This window comes from Bradyrhizobium sp. USDA 4503 (assembly GCF_054055815.1).
In genome coordinates, this window is the sequence record NZ_JBSRXS010000001.1 from 5,837,617 (window position 1) to 5,852,795 (window position 15,179).

General features: G+C 64.9%; 15 protein-coding genes and 1 tRNA gene. 5 read left to right on the top strand and 11 right to left on the bottom strand.

The genetic code is table 11. The features are described 5' to 3' along the window. Nucleotides 1–315: 315 nt before the first annotated feature. The 4 genes from ACVMIH_RS27865 to pheS form a co-directional block, all read right to left on the bottom strand. Nucleotides 316–1,260 (bottom strand): MBL fold metallo-hydrolase, encoded by a 945-nt coding sequence (locus ACVMIH_RS27865; protein ID WP_057020374.1) that lies wholly within the window; start codon nt 1,258–1,260, stop codon nt 316–318. 35 nt (nt 1,261–1,295) lie between these two features. Continuing rightward, nucleotides 1,296–2,072: a sulfite exporter TauE/SafE family protein gene (locus ACVMIH_RS27870; protein ID WP_456864151.1), complete on the bottom strand. Its 777-nt coding sequence runs from the start codon at nt 2,070–2,072 to the stop codon at nt 1,296–1,298. Nucleotides 2,073–2,287: 215 nt separating this feature from the next. Beyond that, a complete protein-coding gene (pheT, locus tag ACVMIH_RS27875) occupies nt 2,288–4,696 on the bottom strand; it encodes a phenylalanine--tRNA ligase subunit beta (RefSeq protein WP_456864153.1) in 2,409 nt (802 codons plus the stop codon). Nucleotides 4,697–4,859: 163 nt separating this feature from the next. Further along, entirely contained in the window at nt 4,860–5,942 is a 1,083-nt protein-coding gene (pheS, locus tag ACVMIH_RS27880) for a phenylalanine--tRNA ligase subunit alpha (protein ID WP_456864155.1), read from the bottom strand. Nucleotides 5,943–6,149: 207 nt separating this feature from the next. Here pheS and ACVMIH_RS27885 point away from each other — a divergent pair, with 207 nt between their 5' ends. After that, the gene (locus tag ACVMIH_RS27885; RefSeq protein ID WP_057020377.1) at nt 6,150–6,560 is read left to right on the top strand and encodes a hypothetical protein; all 411 of its coding nucleotides are present in this window, start codon (nt 6,150–6,152) and stop codon (nt 6,558–6,560) included. A gap of 16 nt (nt 6,561–6,576) precedes the next feature. On the opposite strand, the gene rplT is transcribed toward ACVMIH_RS27885, so the two are convergent. The 3 genes from rplT to infC form a co-directional block, all read right to left on the bottom strand. Next, nucleotides 6,577–6,936 (bottom strand): 50S ribosomal protein L20, encoded by a 360-nt coding sequence (rplT, locus tag ACVMIH_RS27890; RefSeq protein ID WP_018269297.1) that lies wholly within the window; start codon nt 6,934–6,936, stop codon nt 6,577–6,579. 74 nt (nt 6,937–7,010) lie between these two features. Continuing rightward, nucleotides 7,011–7,211 (bottom strand): 50S ribosomal protein L35, encoded by a 201-nt coding sequence (rpmI, locus tag ACVMIH_RS27895; RefSeq protein WP_008539890.1) that lies wholly within the window; start codon nt 7,209–7,211, stop codon nt 7,011–7,013. A 378-nt stretch (nt 7,212–7,589) separates the two neighbouring features. Then, entirely contained in the window at nt 7,590–8,129 is a 540-nt protein-coding gene (gene infC, locus ACVMIH_RS27900; RefSeq protein WP_026192043.1) for a translation initiation factor IF-3, read from the bottom strand. Nucleotides 8,130–8,358: 229 nt separating this feature from the next. Between infC and ACVMIH_RS27905 the strand changes: the two genes are divergently transcribed. Together ACVMIH_RS27905 and ACVMIH_RS27910 are read left to right on the top strand one after the other, a co-directional pair. Then, nucleotides 8,359–9,153: an alpha/beta hydrolase gene (locus ACVMIH_RS27905; RefSeq protein ID WP_057020378.1), complete on the top strand. Its 795-nt coding sequence runs from the start codon at nt 8,359–8,361 to the stop codon at nt 9,151–9,153. A gap of 178 nt (nt 9,154–9,331) precedes the next feature. Continuing rightward, nucleotides 9,332–9,799: a nuclear transport factor 2 family protein gene (locus ACVMIH_RS27910; RefSeq protein WP_057020379.1), complete on the top strand. Its 468-nt coding sequence runs from the start codon at nt 9,332–9,334 to the stop codon at nt 9,797–9,799. Between the two features lie 150 nt (nt 9,800–9,949). On the opposite strand, the gene ACVMIH_RS27915 is transcribed toward ACVMIH_RS27910, so the two are convergent. The 3 genes from ACVMIH_RS27915 to ACVMIH_RS27925 are packed head-to-tail and all read right to left on the bottom strand — an operon-like array spanning nt 9,950 to nt 12,613. Then, nucleotides 9,950–10,747, bottom strand: a complete 798-nt coding sequence (locus tag ACVMIH_RS27915; protein ID WP_057020380.1) for an acyl-CoA thioesterase domain-containing protein — start codon at nt 10,745–10,747, stop codon at nt 9,950–9,952. A gap of 34 nt (nt 10,748–10,781) precedes the next feature. Next, nucleotides 10,782–11,972 (bottom strand): tRNA epoxyqueuosine(34) reductase QueG, encoded by a 1,191-nt coding sequence (queG, locus tag ACVMIH_RS27920; protein ID WP_456864158.1) that lies wholly within the window; start codon nt 11,970–11,972, stop codon nt 10,782–10,784. Beyond that, nucleotides 11,921–12,613 carry a glutathione S-transferase family protein gene (locus ACVMIH_RS27925; RefSeq protein ID WP_057020382.1) on the bottom strand — a complete coding sequence of 231 codons (693 nt, stop codon included), beginning with the start codon at nt 12,611–12,613 and terminating at the stop codon, nt 11,921–11,923. The genes queG and ACVMIH_RS27925 overlap by 52 nt, the downstream gene beginning before the upstream one ends. A gap of 263 nt (nt 12,614–12,876) precedes the next feature. On the opposite strand from ACVMIH_RS27925, the gene ACVMIH_RS27930 reads away from it, so the two are divergent. Further along, entirely contained in the window at nt 12,877–13,683 is an 807-nt protein-coding gene (locus ACVMIH_RS27930; RefSeq protein WP_028341730.1) for an undecaprenyl-diphosphate phosphatase, read from the top strand. 269 nt (nt 13,684–13,952) lie between these two features. Here ACVMIH_RS27930 and ACVMIH_RS27935 read toward each other — a convergent pair whose 3' ends face one another. Next, the gene (locus ACVMIH_RS27935; protein WP_253638191.1) at nt 13,953–14,921 is read right to left on the bottom strand and encodes a complex I NDUFA9 subunit family protein; all 969 of its coding nucleotides are present in this window, start codon (nt 14,919–14,921) and stop codon (nt 13,953–13,955) included. Nucleotides 14,922–15,067: 146 nt separating this feature from the next. Here ACVMIH_RS27935 and ACVMIH_RS27940 point away from each other — a divergent pair. After that, nucleotides 15,068–15,154: transfer RNA gene (locus ACVMIH_RS27940), tRNA-Leu, on the top strand. Nucleotides 15,155–15,179 lie beyond the last annotated feature (25 nt).

Genomic DNA, 15,179 nt, shown 5'->3' on the forward strand with positions numbered 1-15,179 from the left:
CAAAGACAAATCCGGCTGCATCGCTGGCGCTCCTTCGAATCAAAGCGCCAGTGAGAGAATCATACAACATGCTGCAGAGACGCCACTTCTTGCTGCACCGAGTCAATCTGTCGCGCCCCAAAACCGTGTAGACACGCTAGTGCGAACGCAGGGACCCATACGCCGCAGCAGATGTTGTGATCGGGACTCGTCGTTCCACCATCGTTCACCAATAACCGTTCGTGGTTATGGGTCCCTGCGTTCGCAGGGACGACACCGAGGATGTTGCGCAGCAGGTGGTCATGAATCCGCATTCTCGCGACATGATTTGTCCGATCACACCGGCAGCTTCAGCTCCATCAGATCCTTGGCCACCACGATGCGGCCGGAATAGTTCTTCTTCACGTCCCTCGTCCAGTCATCGTCGGTGACCTGCCGATCGTCGCCGGGGACGAAGTGACTCAGCACCAGCGTCTTCACGCCGGCGGCGGCTGCGATGCGGCCGACGTCCTCGGTCGAGGTGTGGCTGTCGAGCAGATGCTTCTTCAGCGTGGCGCCGTTCTTGGTCGTGGCGACCAGGCGGTCGACCGCGGGGACGTAGAGACATTCGTGCACCAGCACGTCGACGCCCTTGGCAAATTCGGCGAGCTTCGGGTTGTAGGCGGTGTCGCTGGAGAACACGATGGTGCCGTCCGGGGTCTCGAACTTGTAGGCGAAGTTATCCGTGATCGGCGGATGCGGCGTGCGGAACGCGGTCACGGTGACATCCGATGTCTTCAGCACCACACCGTCGTCGCTGATGTCTTTCGCGATCAGCAGCTTGCGCGGGTCCGGGCGGCCTTCGTCCTCGATCCGGGTCTCGACGTCGAACTTGTTCAGCTCCCAATATTCCTTGGTCATCGCCTCGATGCCCTTGGGGCCGAACGAATGGATCGGCGTCGAGAGGCCGGCCGCCCAGGCGTTGTAGAACAGATTGCCGTATTCCAGATTGTGATCGGAATGATGATGGCTGATGAAGATGTACTTGACCTGCGGGATCGGCACGCCCGCGCGCACAAGCTGGCGGCTGACGCCCATGCCGCAATCGATCACGAACGGGGTATCGTTGACGACGACGAGATTGGCAGGGTTCGAAGCGCCGTTGCCGACGCGCGGCCCGCCCTTGGTGCCGAGGAACACGATGCGGGTCCGCGCCTTGTCGGTTTGCGCGCGCGCGCCCGGTGCCGCGAGCACGGCGGCGCTGCCGAGCGCCAGTTTCAATGCGTTGCGGCGATCGATCATCGGTGTCTCCCTGGTCTCTTTTGAATGCTGCGACCCTAGCCGCCGCGCAGGATGCCATCAAGCGCCGGCAGGCCGACGATGACGGCCGCGGCGATCAGCGCGTAGCAGATCGCGCGAAACACATTTTCGCTCGCCTTGCCGAACAGCGCGGCGCCGAACCAGACTCCGATGCCGTAGATCGGGCCGACGATCAGCGAGAACTTGACCGATTCGATCGTGATCAGGCCGGTGAACCAGTAGCTGACCAGCGAGAAGAAGTCCGAGGCACCGAAGAACAGCACGATATTGGCGCGCGAGATCACCGACGAGATCGGGCGGCCCAGCCAGTAGGCGACGATCGGCGGGCCGCCGGTCTGCGCGAGGCCGCTGCAGAAGCCGGAGAGGCCGCCGACGCCGACGGAGAGGGCGACGTGCTCCTTGCCGTGATAGCGCCAGCCCGACAGCAGCAGCGCGAGCAGCGCCGCGACGAAGCAGGAGATGATCCAGCGCGTCGTGACGGGTTCGAGCACCGTCAGGAAATAGGTGCCGATGGGAACGCCGACCAAGGCGCCGGCGACCATGACCGCGGTCGCCTTGCGGTCAGCATGGATCCAGGCGTTCGGCAGCAGCGGCGTGGCGGCGATGAAGTCGATGACGAGCAGCAGCGCCGCCACCAGCCGCGGCGCCGCGACGCTGCTCGCGAGCGGCATGAAGATCAGCGCCGAGCCGAAGCCCGAGAAGCCGCGCGCCGTGCCCGACACGAAGGCGATCGCACAGATCGCAAGCGCGATGCTGGTCGAGATGTCGGAGGGGATCAGGCTGAAGGAGGTCATGAAAGGATAACGAGATTCGACTAGCTGGCTGGCAACTCAAAGCGCCCCTACTCAGACCCGTCATCCCCGCGCAAAGGCTTCGCCTTTGTCGCTGGAGGTGCGAGCAGAGCGAGCCTCGAAGGATGCACGGCCACAGGCGGGGCCGTCGACCCTTCGAGACGGCCGCTACGCGGCCTCCTCAGGGTGACGGTGCAATAGACCGCCTGTGGTTCACATCACCCGCGCAGCGTGCCGCCGGTCTTCTTGGTCACATCGGCGACGACCTTGGCGGCGACCGCGTCGATCTCCTGGTCGGTCATGGTCTTCTCGCGCGGCTGGATCGTCACCGCGATCGCGATCGACTTCTTGTCGGGGTCGATGCCCTTGCCTTCGTAGACGTCGAACACGGTCACATCAGTGATCAGCTTCTTGTCGACATTCTGCGCCGCGCGGACGATGTCGCCCGCCTTGACGCCGCGATCGACGATGAAGGCGAAGTCGCGCGACACCGGCTGGAATGCCGAGAGCTCCAGCACCGGCTTGGCGCGCGTCGCCCGCTGCTTGCCTTGCGGGATGCGCTCGAGGATCACCTCGAACACGATCATCGGGCCGTCGGCGCCGAGCGCCTCGGCCGCACGCGGATGCAGCTCGCCGAAAGTGCCGAGCACGTTCTGCGGGCCGATCTGGATGGTGCCGGAGCGCCCCGGATGCAGCCAGGCCGGACCGCCGGGGACGATCTGCAGCGCCTGCATCGGCGCGCCGGCGGCCGCCAGCACGGCGAAGGCGTCGGCCTTGGCATCCATCGCATCCGCCGCAGCCGAGCCGGTCCAGTGCCGCCCGATCCCCTTCGCCGAGGCGAAGCCATGGCGCACGCCGGAGGCGGCGACCAACTGGTCCTCCGGGCGGTCGCCGCGGAACACCTGGCCGACCTCGAACAGTGCCACATCGGGATAGCCACGATTGATGTTGGCCTGAACCGCCGCGACGAGGCCCGGCAGCAGGCTCGGCCGCATGTCGGAGAGATCGGCCGCGATCGGGTTGGCAAGCACGAGCTCGCTCTGGCCGCCGCCGAACAGTTTTGCCGCGTCATTGGTGATGAACGACCAGGTCACGGCTTCCACCATGCCGCGCACGCCGAGCGCGCGCTTGGCACGGCGGGTGCGCAGCTGCATCGGCGTCAGCACCGGCTTGCGCGGCTCCTCGCCGCGCTCGAACGGCGTCATCGGCACCTTGTCGACGCCGACGATGCGCACGATCTCCTCGACGATGTCGGCCTTGCCGTGCACGTCGGCGCGCCAGGACGGGATCGCGATCTTCACCACGGGGCCGTTGCCGGCCAGCATGAAGCCGAGCCGGGTGAGGATCAGCTTCACCTCGACCAGCGGCACCTCGATGCCGGCGAGGCGCTTCACTTCACTGAGCGGGAAGTCGATGACGCGATCCTCGCCGAACTGCTTGCCGACCACGACGTTCTCGGACGGCGTGCCGCCGCACAGCGCCAGCACCAGCTTGGTCGCGAGCTCGAGCCCGGGCACCATGAAGGCCGGATCGACGCCGCGCTCGAAGCGATAGCGCGCGTCCGAATTGATGCCGAGCTTGCGGCCGGTCTGCGCGATGTTGATCTCGTTCCAGAGCGCCGATTCGATCAGCACGTCGGTGGTGTTGTCGTCGCAGCCCGAGGCCTCGCCGCCCATGATGCCGGCGAGCGATTCGACGCCGTGCTCGTCGGCGATGACGCAGATGTTGCTGTCGAGCGTATAGGTGCGGCCGTCGAGCGCGAGCAGCGTCTCGCCGTCCTTGGCGCGGCGGACGGTGAGGTTGCCCTGCACCTTCTTGGCGTCGAACACGTGCAGCGGGCGGGCGCGGTCGTAGGTCATGAAGTTGGTGATGTCGACCAGCGCGTTGATCGGGCGCAGGCCGATCGAGGTCAGCCGCTTCTGCAGCCATTCCGGCGACGGGCCGTTCTTCACGCCGCGCACCAGCCGCAGCGCGAAGCCCGGACACAGCGTGGCGTCTTCCACCTTCACCTCGACCGGGCAGGGGAATTCGCCCTTGATCGGCCTGATGCCGGGGTCTTTGAACTTGCCCATGTCGGCGGCGGACAGATCGCGCGCGATGCCGTGCACGCCGGTGCAGTCCTGCCGGTTCGGCGTCAAATTGATCTCGATGGTGGGATCGCCGAGCCCGGCCCAGTCGGCATAGCCCTTGCCGAGCGGCGCGTCCGCCGGCAGCTCCATGATGCCGTCGTGATCCTCGGAGATCTGCAATTCCGCCGCCGAGCACAGCATGCCGCGGCTCTCGACGCCTCTGATAGTGCCGACGCCGAGCGTGATGTTCTTGCCGGGGATGTAGGTGCCGGGCGGCGAGAACACGCTGATCAGCCCGGCACGCGCATTCGGCGCGCCGCAGACCACCTGCACCGGCGCGCCGCCGTCGCCGGTGTCGACCATGCAGACACGCAGCCGGTCGGCATTCGGATGCTGCTCGGCCGAGATCACACGCGCGATGGTGAACGGCGCCAGCGCCTTCGCCTTGTCCTCGATGTTCTCGACCTCGAGCCCGATCATGGTGAGCTTGTCAGCGAGCTTGTCGAGCGGCTCGTCGGTCTCGAGATGTTCCTTCAGCCAGGAGAGGGTGAACTTCACGGCTGCATGCCTCGGTTCTTGTTGGTGTTGACTAGCGTGCTTGCGACGGCGGCAGGGCTCCCTCCCCCTTTGCGGGGGAGGATTGGGGAGAGGCGCAAGCCACTTGCTCGGAAGGACGTTGCGCTGTCGGAGAGAGCGCGACGTAGGTCAAGGAGAACCTGACTCACGTACTCAGCCCTCCCGCGATCGACGGGATGTCGAGCGGCTTGAAGCCGTAGTGGCTGAGCCAGCGCACGTCGCTGTCGAACAATTGGCGCAGGTCGGCGATGCCGTATTTCAGCATCGCGATGCGGTCGATGCCCATGCCCCAGGCAAAACCCTGGTAGACGTCGGGATCGAGGCCGCAGGCGCGCAGCACGTTGGGGTGCACCATGCCGCAGCCGAGAATCTCCAGCCAGTCCTCGCCCTCGCCGAAGCGGATCTCGCCCTTATCGCGGCGGCACTGGATGTCGACCTCGAGCGACGGCTCGGTGAACGGGAAGAACGACGGCCGGAACCGCATGTTGATGTGGTCGACCTCGAAGAACGCCTTGCAGAACTCGTGCAGGATCCATTTGAGGTGGCCGAGATGCGAGCCCTTGTCGATCACCAGGCCCTCGACCTGGTGGAATTGCGGTGTGTGCGTCGCATCCGAATCGATGCGATAGGTGCGGCCCGGGCAGATCACGCGGATCGGCGGCTGCTTGGTCAGCATGGTGCGCACCTGCACCGGCGAAGTGTGGGTCCGCAGCAGCATGCGCGAGCCGTCCTCCTTCGGGTTGAAGAAGAAGGTGTCGTGCATCTCGCGCGCCGGATGGCCTTCGGGGAAGTTCAGCTTGGTGAAGTTGTAGTCGTCGGTCTCGATGTCGGGACCTTCGGCGACCGCAAAGCCCATGTCGGCGAAGATCGTGGTGAGTTCGTCCCAGACCTGGCTCAACGGATGGATGCGGCCGGTCTCCGCCGGCGCCTCGCGCAGCGGCAGCGTGACGTCGATGGTCTCGGCGGCGAGGCGCGCATCGAGCGCGGCCGCTTTCAGCACGTCGCGCCTGGCCGCGAGCGCCTGCGTCACCGCATCCTTGGCGAGGTTGATCTTCGCGCCTTCGGTCTTGCGCTCCTCCGGCGACATCTTGCCGAGGGTGGCGAGCAAGGCCGAGATCGAGCCCTTCTTGCCGAGCGCCGAGACGCGGACCGCCTCGAGGGCGGCCTCGTCAGCGGCTGAGGCGATCTGGTCGAGGATGAATTGTTCGAGCGTTGCGAGGTCGGACACGGTCAATTCCTGCGCTTGAGCGGAGCATGATCCGGTGGGAAGAACCGCTACCCGAACCGGTACCATGCGCCAAAATTCGGCTGGGTTGTCGCCGCCCGAAGGCGGTAACGTCAAGCGAAAAGCCGGTCATTTCGAGCCGGTGGCCGGCAGCATTGAACCCCGCGCGGAGGCCGGGCTACCCAAGGGGAGTTCAAGGAGGCCCACGCGATGTTGCTGCGATCTTGCCTGGCCGTGCCGGCGGTGCTGTTGATGCTCACCACGGCGCATGCCGCGACCGAGGAATGTCCCGCCAAATCGACCCAGATGGACGACATCATCGCGGAGCTTCAGAAGGCGCCGAGCTGCAACCGCGCGATGAAGATCTTCGAGGCGTGCGAATACGGCGCCAGCGGAGACGTCCAGTTCGGCGCCGTGGTCGAGAAGAGGTGCGAGGGGGACTTCCTGTCCGGCCTCGGAGCGTCGCAGAAGAAGGCCTATGCCGGCCAGCTCAAGCGCTGCGACCACAAATACGACCACGAAAGCGGCACCATGTACCGCTCGTTCACGGCGTTCTGCCGGGCGATCGTCGCCCAGCGCTATTCGCAGAAGGCGCTGAAGGCGGGCCCCAAATCGCGTTAGGGCCGCCCCGCCAGGATCAGGCGGCCAGCGCGGCCTTGGCCTTCTCGGCGATCGCCTGGAACGCAACCGGCTCGTGGATCGCGAGATCCGACAGCACCTTGCGGTCGACGACGACGCCCGACTTGGAGAGGCCGTTGATAAACACGCTGTAGGTCATGCCGAACGGACGGACCGCGGCGTTGATGCGCTGGATCCAGAGCGCGCGGAAGGTGCGCTTCTTGCGCTTGCGGTCGCGGAAGGCGTACTGGCCGGCCTTTTCGACGGCCTGCTTGGCGACGCGGATGGTGTTCTTGCGGCGGCCGTAATAGCCCTTGGCGGCCTTGTAGACTTTCTTGTGCTTGGCGTGAGCGGTCACACCGCGTTTGACGCGAGACATGACGGAAATCCTTGATCTGGAAGAGGTGACGGGGCGCCGCGCAGTCGCGGCGAGGGTTCAAGCGATCGGTGCGATCAGGCGTTCGGCAAGAAGTACTTCTTGACGTTGTCGCCGTCGGTCTTGAACAGCACGCGGGTGCCGCGGAGCTGACGGATTTGCTTCTTCGTCCGCTTGATCATGCCGTGGCGCTTGCCGCGCTGGGCGTGCATGACTTTGCCAGTGGCGGTCACCTTGAAGCGCTTTTTAGCGCCCGACTTGGTCTTCAACTTGGGCATTTGGCTCTCCTGTCGCACAGCACGAAAATCGCCCCGAGAGGCGTCCGGCCGGCTAAAATGCTCGTTAGAGCGTTGAAAGTGCTAAGGTTTTTTCCGAATTGAAAGAACCTGCACCAGACGTCGCCACGGCAGCCCTTGATCAGCCGGGCGGCGAAGGCCCGGCTTATGACAGAGGATCGGCGGTTTTGCAACGTTTCAGGCGGGGAATCGGGGCCGGAACCGGGTAGCCCGGATGGAGCGCAGCGCAATCCGGGGCAGGTCGCGCCGCGGACGCACCGGCCCCCCGGATGTGCTGCGCTCCATCCGGGCTACGGAAACGAAACAGCCCGCCAGATCGCCTGACGGGCCATTTCATTTCAACAAAGCGACAAATTCGAACTAGCGTGGCGCCAGAACCATCACGACCTGGCGGCCCTCGAACTTCGCGTCCTGCTCGACCTTGGCGAATTCGGCGACGTCGGCCTTCACCTTGTCCAGCAGCTTGGTGCCGATCTCCTGGTGCGCCATCTCACGACCGCGGTAGCGCAAGGTGATCTTGACCTTGTCGCCTTCCTCGAAGAAGCGCTGCATCGCGCGCATCTTCACGTCATAGTCGTGATCGTCGATCATCGGGCGGAGCTTGATCTCCTTGATCTCGACGACCTTCTGCTTCTTGCGAGCTTCGGCAGCCTTCTTCTGCGCGGAATACTTGTACTTCCCGTAGTCCATGATCTTGCAGACGGGAGGGCTGGTATTCGGCGAAATCTCGACGAGATCCATGCCGGCTTCCATGGCCATCTTGATGGCCACCATGGTTTCGACGGTGCCCTGATTGACACCCTCCGCATCGATCAGCTGGATCTGTGCGTTGCGAATCTCGTCATTGGTGCGCGGCCCTTCTTTGGCGACTGTGGGCGGGGCTCTATTGGGACGGCGAATGGGTAACTCTCCAAAGTTGTGAAAGGGAAGGCGGATATTTTGAAGCAAGATGCCGCAACGGGCAAGCGAACTCGCTTCTTTAAGCGGCAAAACCGCCAATTGCGAGGCATTTTGGCCACGCCCGGCACATATAGCGGGCTCGTCTGCTCCGCAAGGCAGGGGTCGCAGCCGTTGACCGGTGCCGCGCGACAATTGAAAAGCAGATGTCTGACACGCGAGTGACCGAACCATGAGCCAAACCGCCGCATCGGAACAGGAACCTGCCTTCATCGAGGTCGGCGAGGGCAGCGAGGCGCGCCGGATCGCGGTGCGGGCCCGTGCCGGCAGCAATCCCGGGCTGTTCTGGCTCGGCGGCTTCAAGTCCGACATGGCCGGCACCAAGGCGCTGGCGCTCGATACGTGGGCGGCCGAGCACGGCCGCGGCTGCGTCAGGTTCGACTATTCCGGCCACGGCGAATCCGGCGGCGATTTCGCCGACGGCACCATCGGCCGCTGGCTCGAGGAGAGCGTAGCGGTGTTCTCGCAGTTCTGCAGCGGGCTGCAGGTCGTGATCGGGTCTTCGATGGGCGGCTGGATGGCGCTGCTGCTCGCACGCGAGATTGCCAGGCGCGGGAACGGGAAAGCACAGCTCGCCGGCCTCGTGCTGATCGCGCCGGCGCCTGACTTCACCGAGGAGCTGATGTGGAAGGCCTTCTCGCCGGAGGTCCGCGCCGAGATCGAGGCCAAGGGCATGTGGCTGCGTCCGTCCGACTATGGCGACGGCACGCCCTATCCGATCACACGCAATCTGATCGAGGAGGGCCGCAAACATTTGCTGCTCGGAAGCAAGATCGACGTCGGCTGCCCGGTGCGCATCCTGCAGGGCGCGCAGGATCCCGACGTGCCGTGGAAGCACGCCTTCGCGCTGGTGCACCGCCTGCCGGCTGAAGATGTCGTGCTCACCATGATCCAGGACGGCGACCACCGCTTGTCGCGTCCGCAGGACATCGCCCGCATCATCGTCGCGGTGGCGGAGATCGGCTAAGCTTTTTTCCTTCTCCCCTTGTGGGAGAAGGTGGCGCGGACGATGTCCGCGCCGGATGAGGGGTTCTCTCCGCGGACACAGACCCCTCACCCGTCTCGAATGAGCTCTCGCTCATTCGATCCACCCTCTCCCACAAGGGGAGAGGGAAGAAGAAGCGAGGAGCCGGGAGAGGATACCAATGGACACGACAACAATGCTGCGCGCGTTCTGCGACGCGGTCGAGCAGCGCAACGGCAAGGCCTTCGCTAGCCTTTTCACCGAGGACGGCGTCTATCACGATGTGTTCTACGGTGCCTTCAAGGGCCACGGCAAAATCGGCGAGATGATCGACGACTGGTTCTACCGGACCGCGACCGATTTCCGCTGGGTGATGCATGATCCCGTGAGCGATGGCACGACGCTCTACGCGCGCTACACGTTCAGCTACCGCTCGACCTTGCCGGAAGCCAAGGGCGCGCGTGGGATGTTCGAGGGCGTCGCGATCATGCGGCTGCGCGACGGCAAGATCACGGAGTACCACGAGGTCGCCAACACCGCGCCGGCCTTCGTCGATTTGAACTTCGCGCCGAAGCGGATCGCCAAGATCGTCGGCAAGCAGGGCGCGGAGCTGAAAGCGCGGCCGGAGATGCAGCGGCATCTGGCTTAGTCTAAGCCTCAATCCCCCCGTCGTCATTCCGGGGCGCGCGAAGCGCGAACCCGGAATCCATTTCTCCGTTGGTCTTTACGGCCCGATGGATTCCGGGTTCGATGCTGCGCATCGCCCTCAGGTGCGCAATTGCGCACCGGGGAATGACAATCATGGCGGCGGCGGATTGGTCATCGGCTTGCGCTGGGCGAGCGCGGCCACCGTGGAGGTGCCGATCGGACCCTTCTCGTCATAGAGCCAGCATTCGCCGATCGCGATGCCGTCCGTGGCGTGATGGTTGACGACCTCGAAGCCGATCCAGTTGGTCACCGGCAAGCGATGCAGATAGATCGTGACGTCGCTGTTGATGTAGCCGAGCCCCTGGTCGCCGGCATTCGCGAAGGGGCTGGCGAAATCCGCGCCGGTCGCGACATGGACGAACGGCGTCATCTTCACGCCCGCGACGAGCTCGCGCACCTCGCTCATCCAGAGCCGGCGCTCGCCGAGCGAGCCCATATGGCCGACGATCGGCCGCGTCTCCCATTTGCCGTTCATGCCGAGCCTCGGATCGGTCGGCTTCGGAATGTCTGATGGCGCCGGCACGTTCCAGTTCGGCGGCGACCACACATTGCCGGGGGCATTTTCCGTCCGGCGCAACAATTGGCAGGAGGCGCGCGCCATGCTGGTGCCGCCAGAGACAAACTCGGCCTCGATCATCTTGATGCGCATGCCGTCGCGCACGAGCTTGGTCGTCACCTCGATCGGCGTCGTGATGCTGGGCAGCCGGAACATGTCGACCGTCAGCCGCGCCGGGACGAATTCGTCGGAGCCGTGGCGCTCCTCGATGACGAAGGCGAGCAGGCCGATCACGACGCGGCCGTGCAGGGATTCCGGACTCCACGGTCCGTTCGCAACGGCCGTCGGCATGAAGCCGTCGCCGTGCCTGGTGAAGAAGGGCTGGTTTGTCATGGCGTGCGACCATGACGGGAATGGCGCGATGAAATCAAGAGGCGGTGGCCGCGCGCCACTCCTGCTGTACGGTGACGTCGGGCTCGCCGCCGGCGCGCGATGCCAGCGCCGCGAACGCGTCGCGGGCAATCAGCTGCGACAGCGCCCACACCGCGGCGCCGCGCACGAGCGGGCTCGCATCGTCGAGCAAACGCTGCGCTTCGCCGACAAGGCTTGCGTCACCGGAGTTGCCGATCGCGATCAGCACATTGCGGATGAAGCGGTCGCGGCCGATGCGCTTGACCGGCGACTTCGTGAACAGCGCGCGAAAAGCCGCATCATCGAGCCGTGCGAGATAGGCGAGCGCGGGCGCCCGCAACGTATCGCGCGCGGCGAGCTTCTGCTCGCGCCCCGCTTGCGCGAACTTGTTCCACGGACACACCGCGAGACAATCGTCGCAGCCATAGATGCGGTTGCCGATGCTCTTGCGGAATTCGTGCGGGATCGGACCCTTGTTCTCGATCGTCAGATACGAGATGCAGCGCCGCGCATCGAGCTTGTAGGGCGCGGGGAACGCCGCGGTCGGACAGATGTCCTGGCAGGCGCGGCAGCTGCCGCAATGATCGGCCTCGGCAACATCGCGCGGCAGCTCGGTAGCCGAATAGATCGCGCCGAGAAACAGCCACGAGCCGAATTCGCGCGACACGAGGTTGGTGTGCTTGCCCTGCCAGCCGATGCCGGCGGCCTGGGCGAGCGGCTTCTCCATCACTGCGGCGGTGTCGACGAACACCTTCACCTCATCGCCGGTGATCGTGGCGAGCCAGCGCGCCAGGACCTTCAGCCGCTTCTTGATCACGTCGTGATAGTCGTCGCCCTGCGCATAGACCGAGATCGCGCCATGCGACCGTCGCGCGAGGATGTCGAGCGGGTTGTCGTCGGGCCCGTAATTGACGCCGAGCATGATGATCGAGCGCACGCCGCCCCACAGCACGCGCGGATCGGTGCGCCGCTCCGGATTGGCCGCGAGCCAGTCCATGTCGCCATGGCCGCCGGAGCCGAGGAATTCGAGGAAATATTTTCCGGCCTCGCTGGTCGCATCAGGCGCGGTGAAGCCGACGGCGTCGAAGCCGAGCGCATGCGCCTCGCGCTGAAGCGCTGCCTTGAGATCGGAAGGGGAGAGCCTGACCGCCGGGTTCAGAAGTCGAGGTCCACATAGGTGCGCGACGCCGGCACCCCCGCCAGCCATTCGCTGAGCAGCGGGCGGAACGACGGGCGGGACTTCACCCGCGCGTACCACGACTTTGCCGCGTCGTCCTCGCTCCATGGCACGTCGCCTAGATAGTCGATCGCCGAGAGATGCGCCGCGGCGGCGAGATCCGCGTAGGTCAGGCGGTCGCCGGCGAGATAGTTCCGCGTCTTCGCCAGCCAGCCGATATAGCTCAGATGATAGCGCACATTGACCTTGGCGGCGCGCATGATGTCGGGCGCCGGCGGGCCGCCGCCATTATCCTCGCTCATGAACCGCTTGTAGATCCGCTCGGTCACCAGCGGGTTGGAGGCTTCCTCGAAGAATTTCTCGTTGAACCACGCCATCAGCCGGCGCACCTCGACGCGCTCGGCCGTCGACGTCGGCAACAGCCGCCGATCGCCGGCATCGAGGCCGTGCGTCTCGTCGACATATTCGGCGATCACAGGCGCACCCGGAATCGGCGGAAAGCTCTCGGCGATCAGCACCGGCGTGGTGGCCGCCGGATTGAGCGCCAGGAACGCCTCGCGCCGTTCCCACACCCGTTCCTCCACAAGGCGCAAATCGAGCCCATACTCGCCGAGCACGAGCCGAATGAAGCGCGAATGCGGACAGAACGGATGGTGATACAGCGTGTACATGAAGCCCTTGGTAGTTTCGCGGCGCTTAAGAAATCATCAACCTGTGCGGTCTGGACCTGTGCTTTGGCCAGACTAGTTCCGGTCGTCTCTATGTCGCGTCAGCACGCAAACCGGTAGCCATCCCCGCAGATGGTGCGGGTCACAAAAACGCTATAGCTCAGCAAATCGGCCGGGTAACCCATTGTTTGACGATTTTTTGCGATTGCGGCCAATGTGCGAATAAGCGAGAAGAATCCCGTTTTCCACACAGGGCAGGCCACAACATGATGACGGATATGCTGCGGGCGGTGATTCTCGGCATCATCGAGGGCGTCACGGAGTTCCTGCCGGTCTCCTCGACAGGCCACCTGCTGCTTGCGGAGCGCTTCTTCAATCTGGGCGAAGGCAATTTCTGGAAGAGCTTTGCGATCCTGATCCAGCTCGGAGCGATCCTCGCGATCCTTGCGCTCTACTTCGTCAAATTGTGGCGCGTGGCGCTCGGAATGTTCACCAATCCCGACGACCGCCGCTTCGTGATCGGCGTGCTGGTGGCGTTCCTGCCCGCGGTCGTGATCGGCCTGATCGCCGGCAAATACATCAAGGAGTTCCTGTTCAATCCGTGGGTGGTCTGCTTCACGCTGATCGTCGGCGGCGCCGTGCTGCTGTGGGTCGATCAGCTCGATCTCAAAGTGTACGAGGACGATGCGACCCGCTTCCCGCTGCTGATGTATTTCTGGATCGGCGTCGCGCAGTGCCTGGCGATGATTCCCGGCGTGTCGCGCTCGGGCGCCAGCATCGTGGCGGCGATGCTGCTCGGCGCCGACAAGCGCTCGGCGGCGGAGTTCTCGTTCTTCCTCGCGATCCCGACCATGGTCGGCGCGTTCGCCTATGATTTCTACAAGAACCGGGCCGACTTCACCTCCGACAATCTCAGCGTCATCGCGGTCGGCTTCGTGGTGTCGTTCATCACGGCGATGATCGTGGTGCGGGCCTTCCTCAATTTCGTCACCCGCCGCGGCTTCACCTTCTTCGCCTGGTGGCGCGTGATCGTCGGCACGCTCGGCCTGATCGCGCTGGCGATGGGACGGTAAGGCGCGACGGACACCATCCCATCACCGCCACCCTGAGGAGGCCGCAAAGCGGCCGTCTCGAAGGGCGACGGCCCCGATCCCGGCCGTTCATCCTTCGAGGCTCGCACCTCCAGCGACAAAGGCAAAGCCTTTGCGCGGGGATGACGGGGAAGGGCTTGGTAGCGTGGGAAAAGCGTAGTGGTGCCGTGCCGGCTCGCGCGGAGCCTGTCATCGGGCGCGCGTTCGCGCGACCCGTTGGCTTGGCCGGGACGACAGGTGGAGAGAGCTGCCTACGCGCTCTTCTTCTGGAACTGACCCGTCGCGCGGAAGCGCCAGAGATATTGCGGGGCGATCGCTTCCATCGAATCCGGCGAGATGCCGAGGCCTGCGAAGGTCAGGCCGGCGGCCTTGGCGGCGTCGGACACCACATTGTCCGAACGCAGCATCTCGACCTGGTCCGGCGTCAGCGTGAACGGCCCCGGCGCGAACTGCAGGAAGTACGACTGGAACTTGGCGAGGCCGAACGGTAGCGGCGCCAGCATGCGATCGCGCTGGGTGATCTTGAGGATGATCTGCATCACCTCGCGCATGGTCAGCACTTCCGGCCCGCCGAGCTCGTAAGCTGCGCCCTGCTTCGCCTCGCCGTCCACGGCATGGACCACGGCGTCCGCGACGTCGCCGACATAGGCCGGCTGCACCGTGTTGACCCCGCCGCCGACCAGCGGCAGCACCGGTGACATCCGTGCCAGCGCCGCAAAGCGGTTGGTGAACTGATCCTCGGGCCCGAACAGCAGCGACGGCCGCATGATGGTGGCCGACGGCAAGGCCGCCAGCACCGCTGCCTCGCCGCCCGCCTTGGCGCGGAAATAGCTCGAGGGCGAATCCGCGTCGGCCCCGATCGCCGAGACATGGACCATCCGCCCGCCGGCCGCGGCCGCCGCCTTGGCGATGGTCTCGGCGCCCTTCACCTGCACGGCATCGAAGCTCTGCCCACCGCCCTCGGCCAGGATGCCGACCAGGTTGATGGCGATGTGCGAATCACGCATCGCCGCCTCGACCGAGGCCGGGTAGCGCACATTGGCCTGGACGGCATGGATCTGCCCGACCCGGCCGAGCGGCTGCAGGTGGCCGGCCAGTTCAGGCCGCCGCACCGCGACTCGGACGCGGTAATCGCGCTTGCAGAGCGCCCGGACCACGTTCCGCCCCAGAAAACCCGATCCGCCGAAGACCGTGACCAGCGTGTCCAGGTTCGATGCCATGGGGTGATTCCTGTGGGATTCGAGAGCGATTGACGTAGGTTAACCGTCTGGCGATACGCCATCGGCCTTATCCTGTACAGGGTATTTGAATTTCCAATCGCGAATTTGACAAGCGCGCAACCGATCCTTACTAAGCCGCTCCACATGCCCAGGTGGCGGAATTGGTAGACGCGCTGGCTTCAGGTGCCAGTGGCTTAACGGCCGTGAAGGTTCGAGTCCTTTCCTGGGCACCACCCCCTTTTTAAGCGATTGAAATCG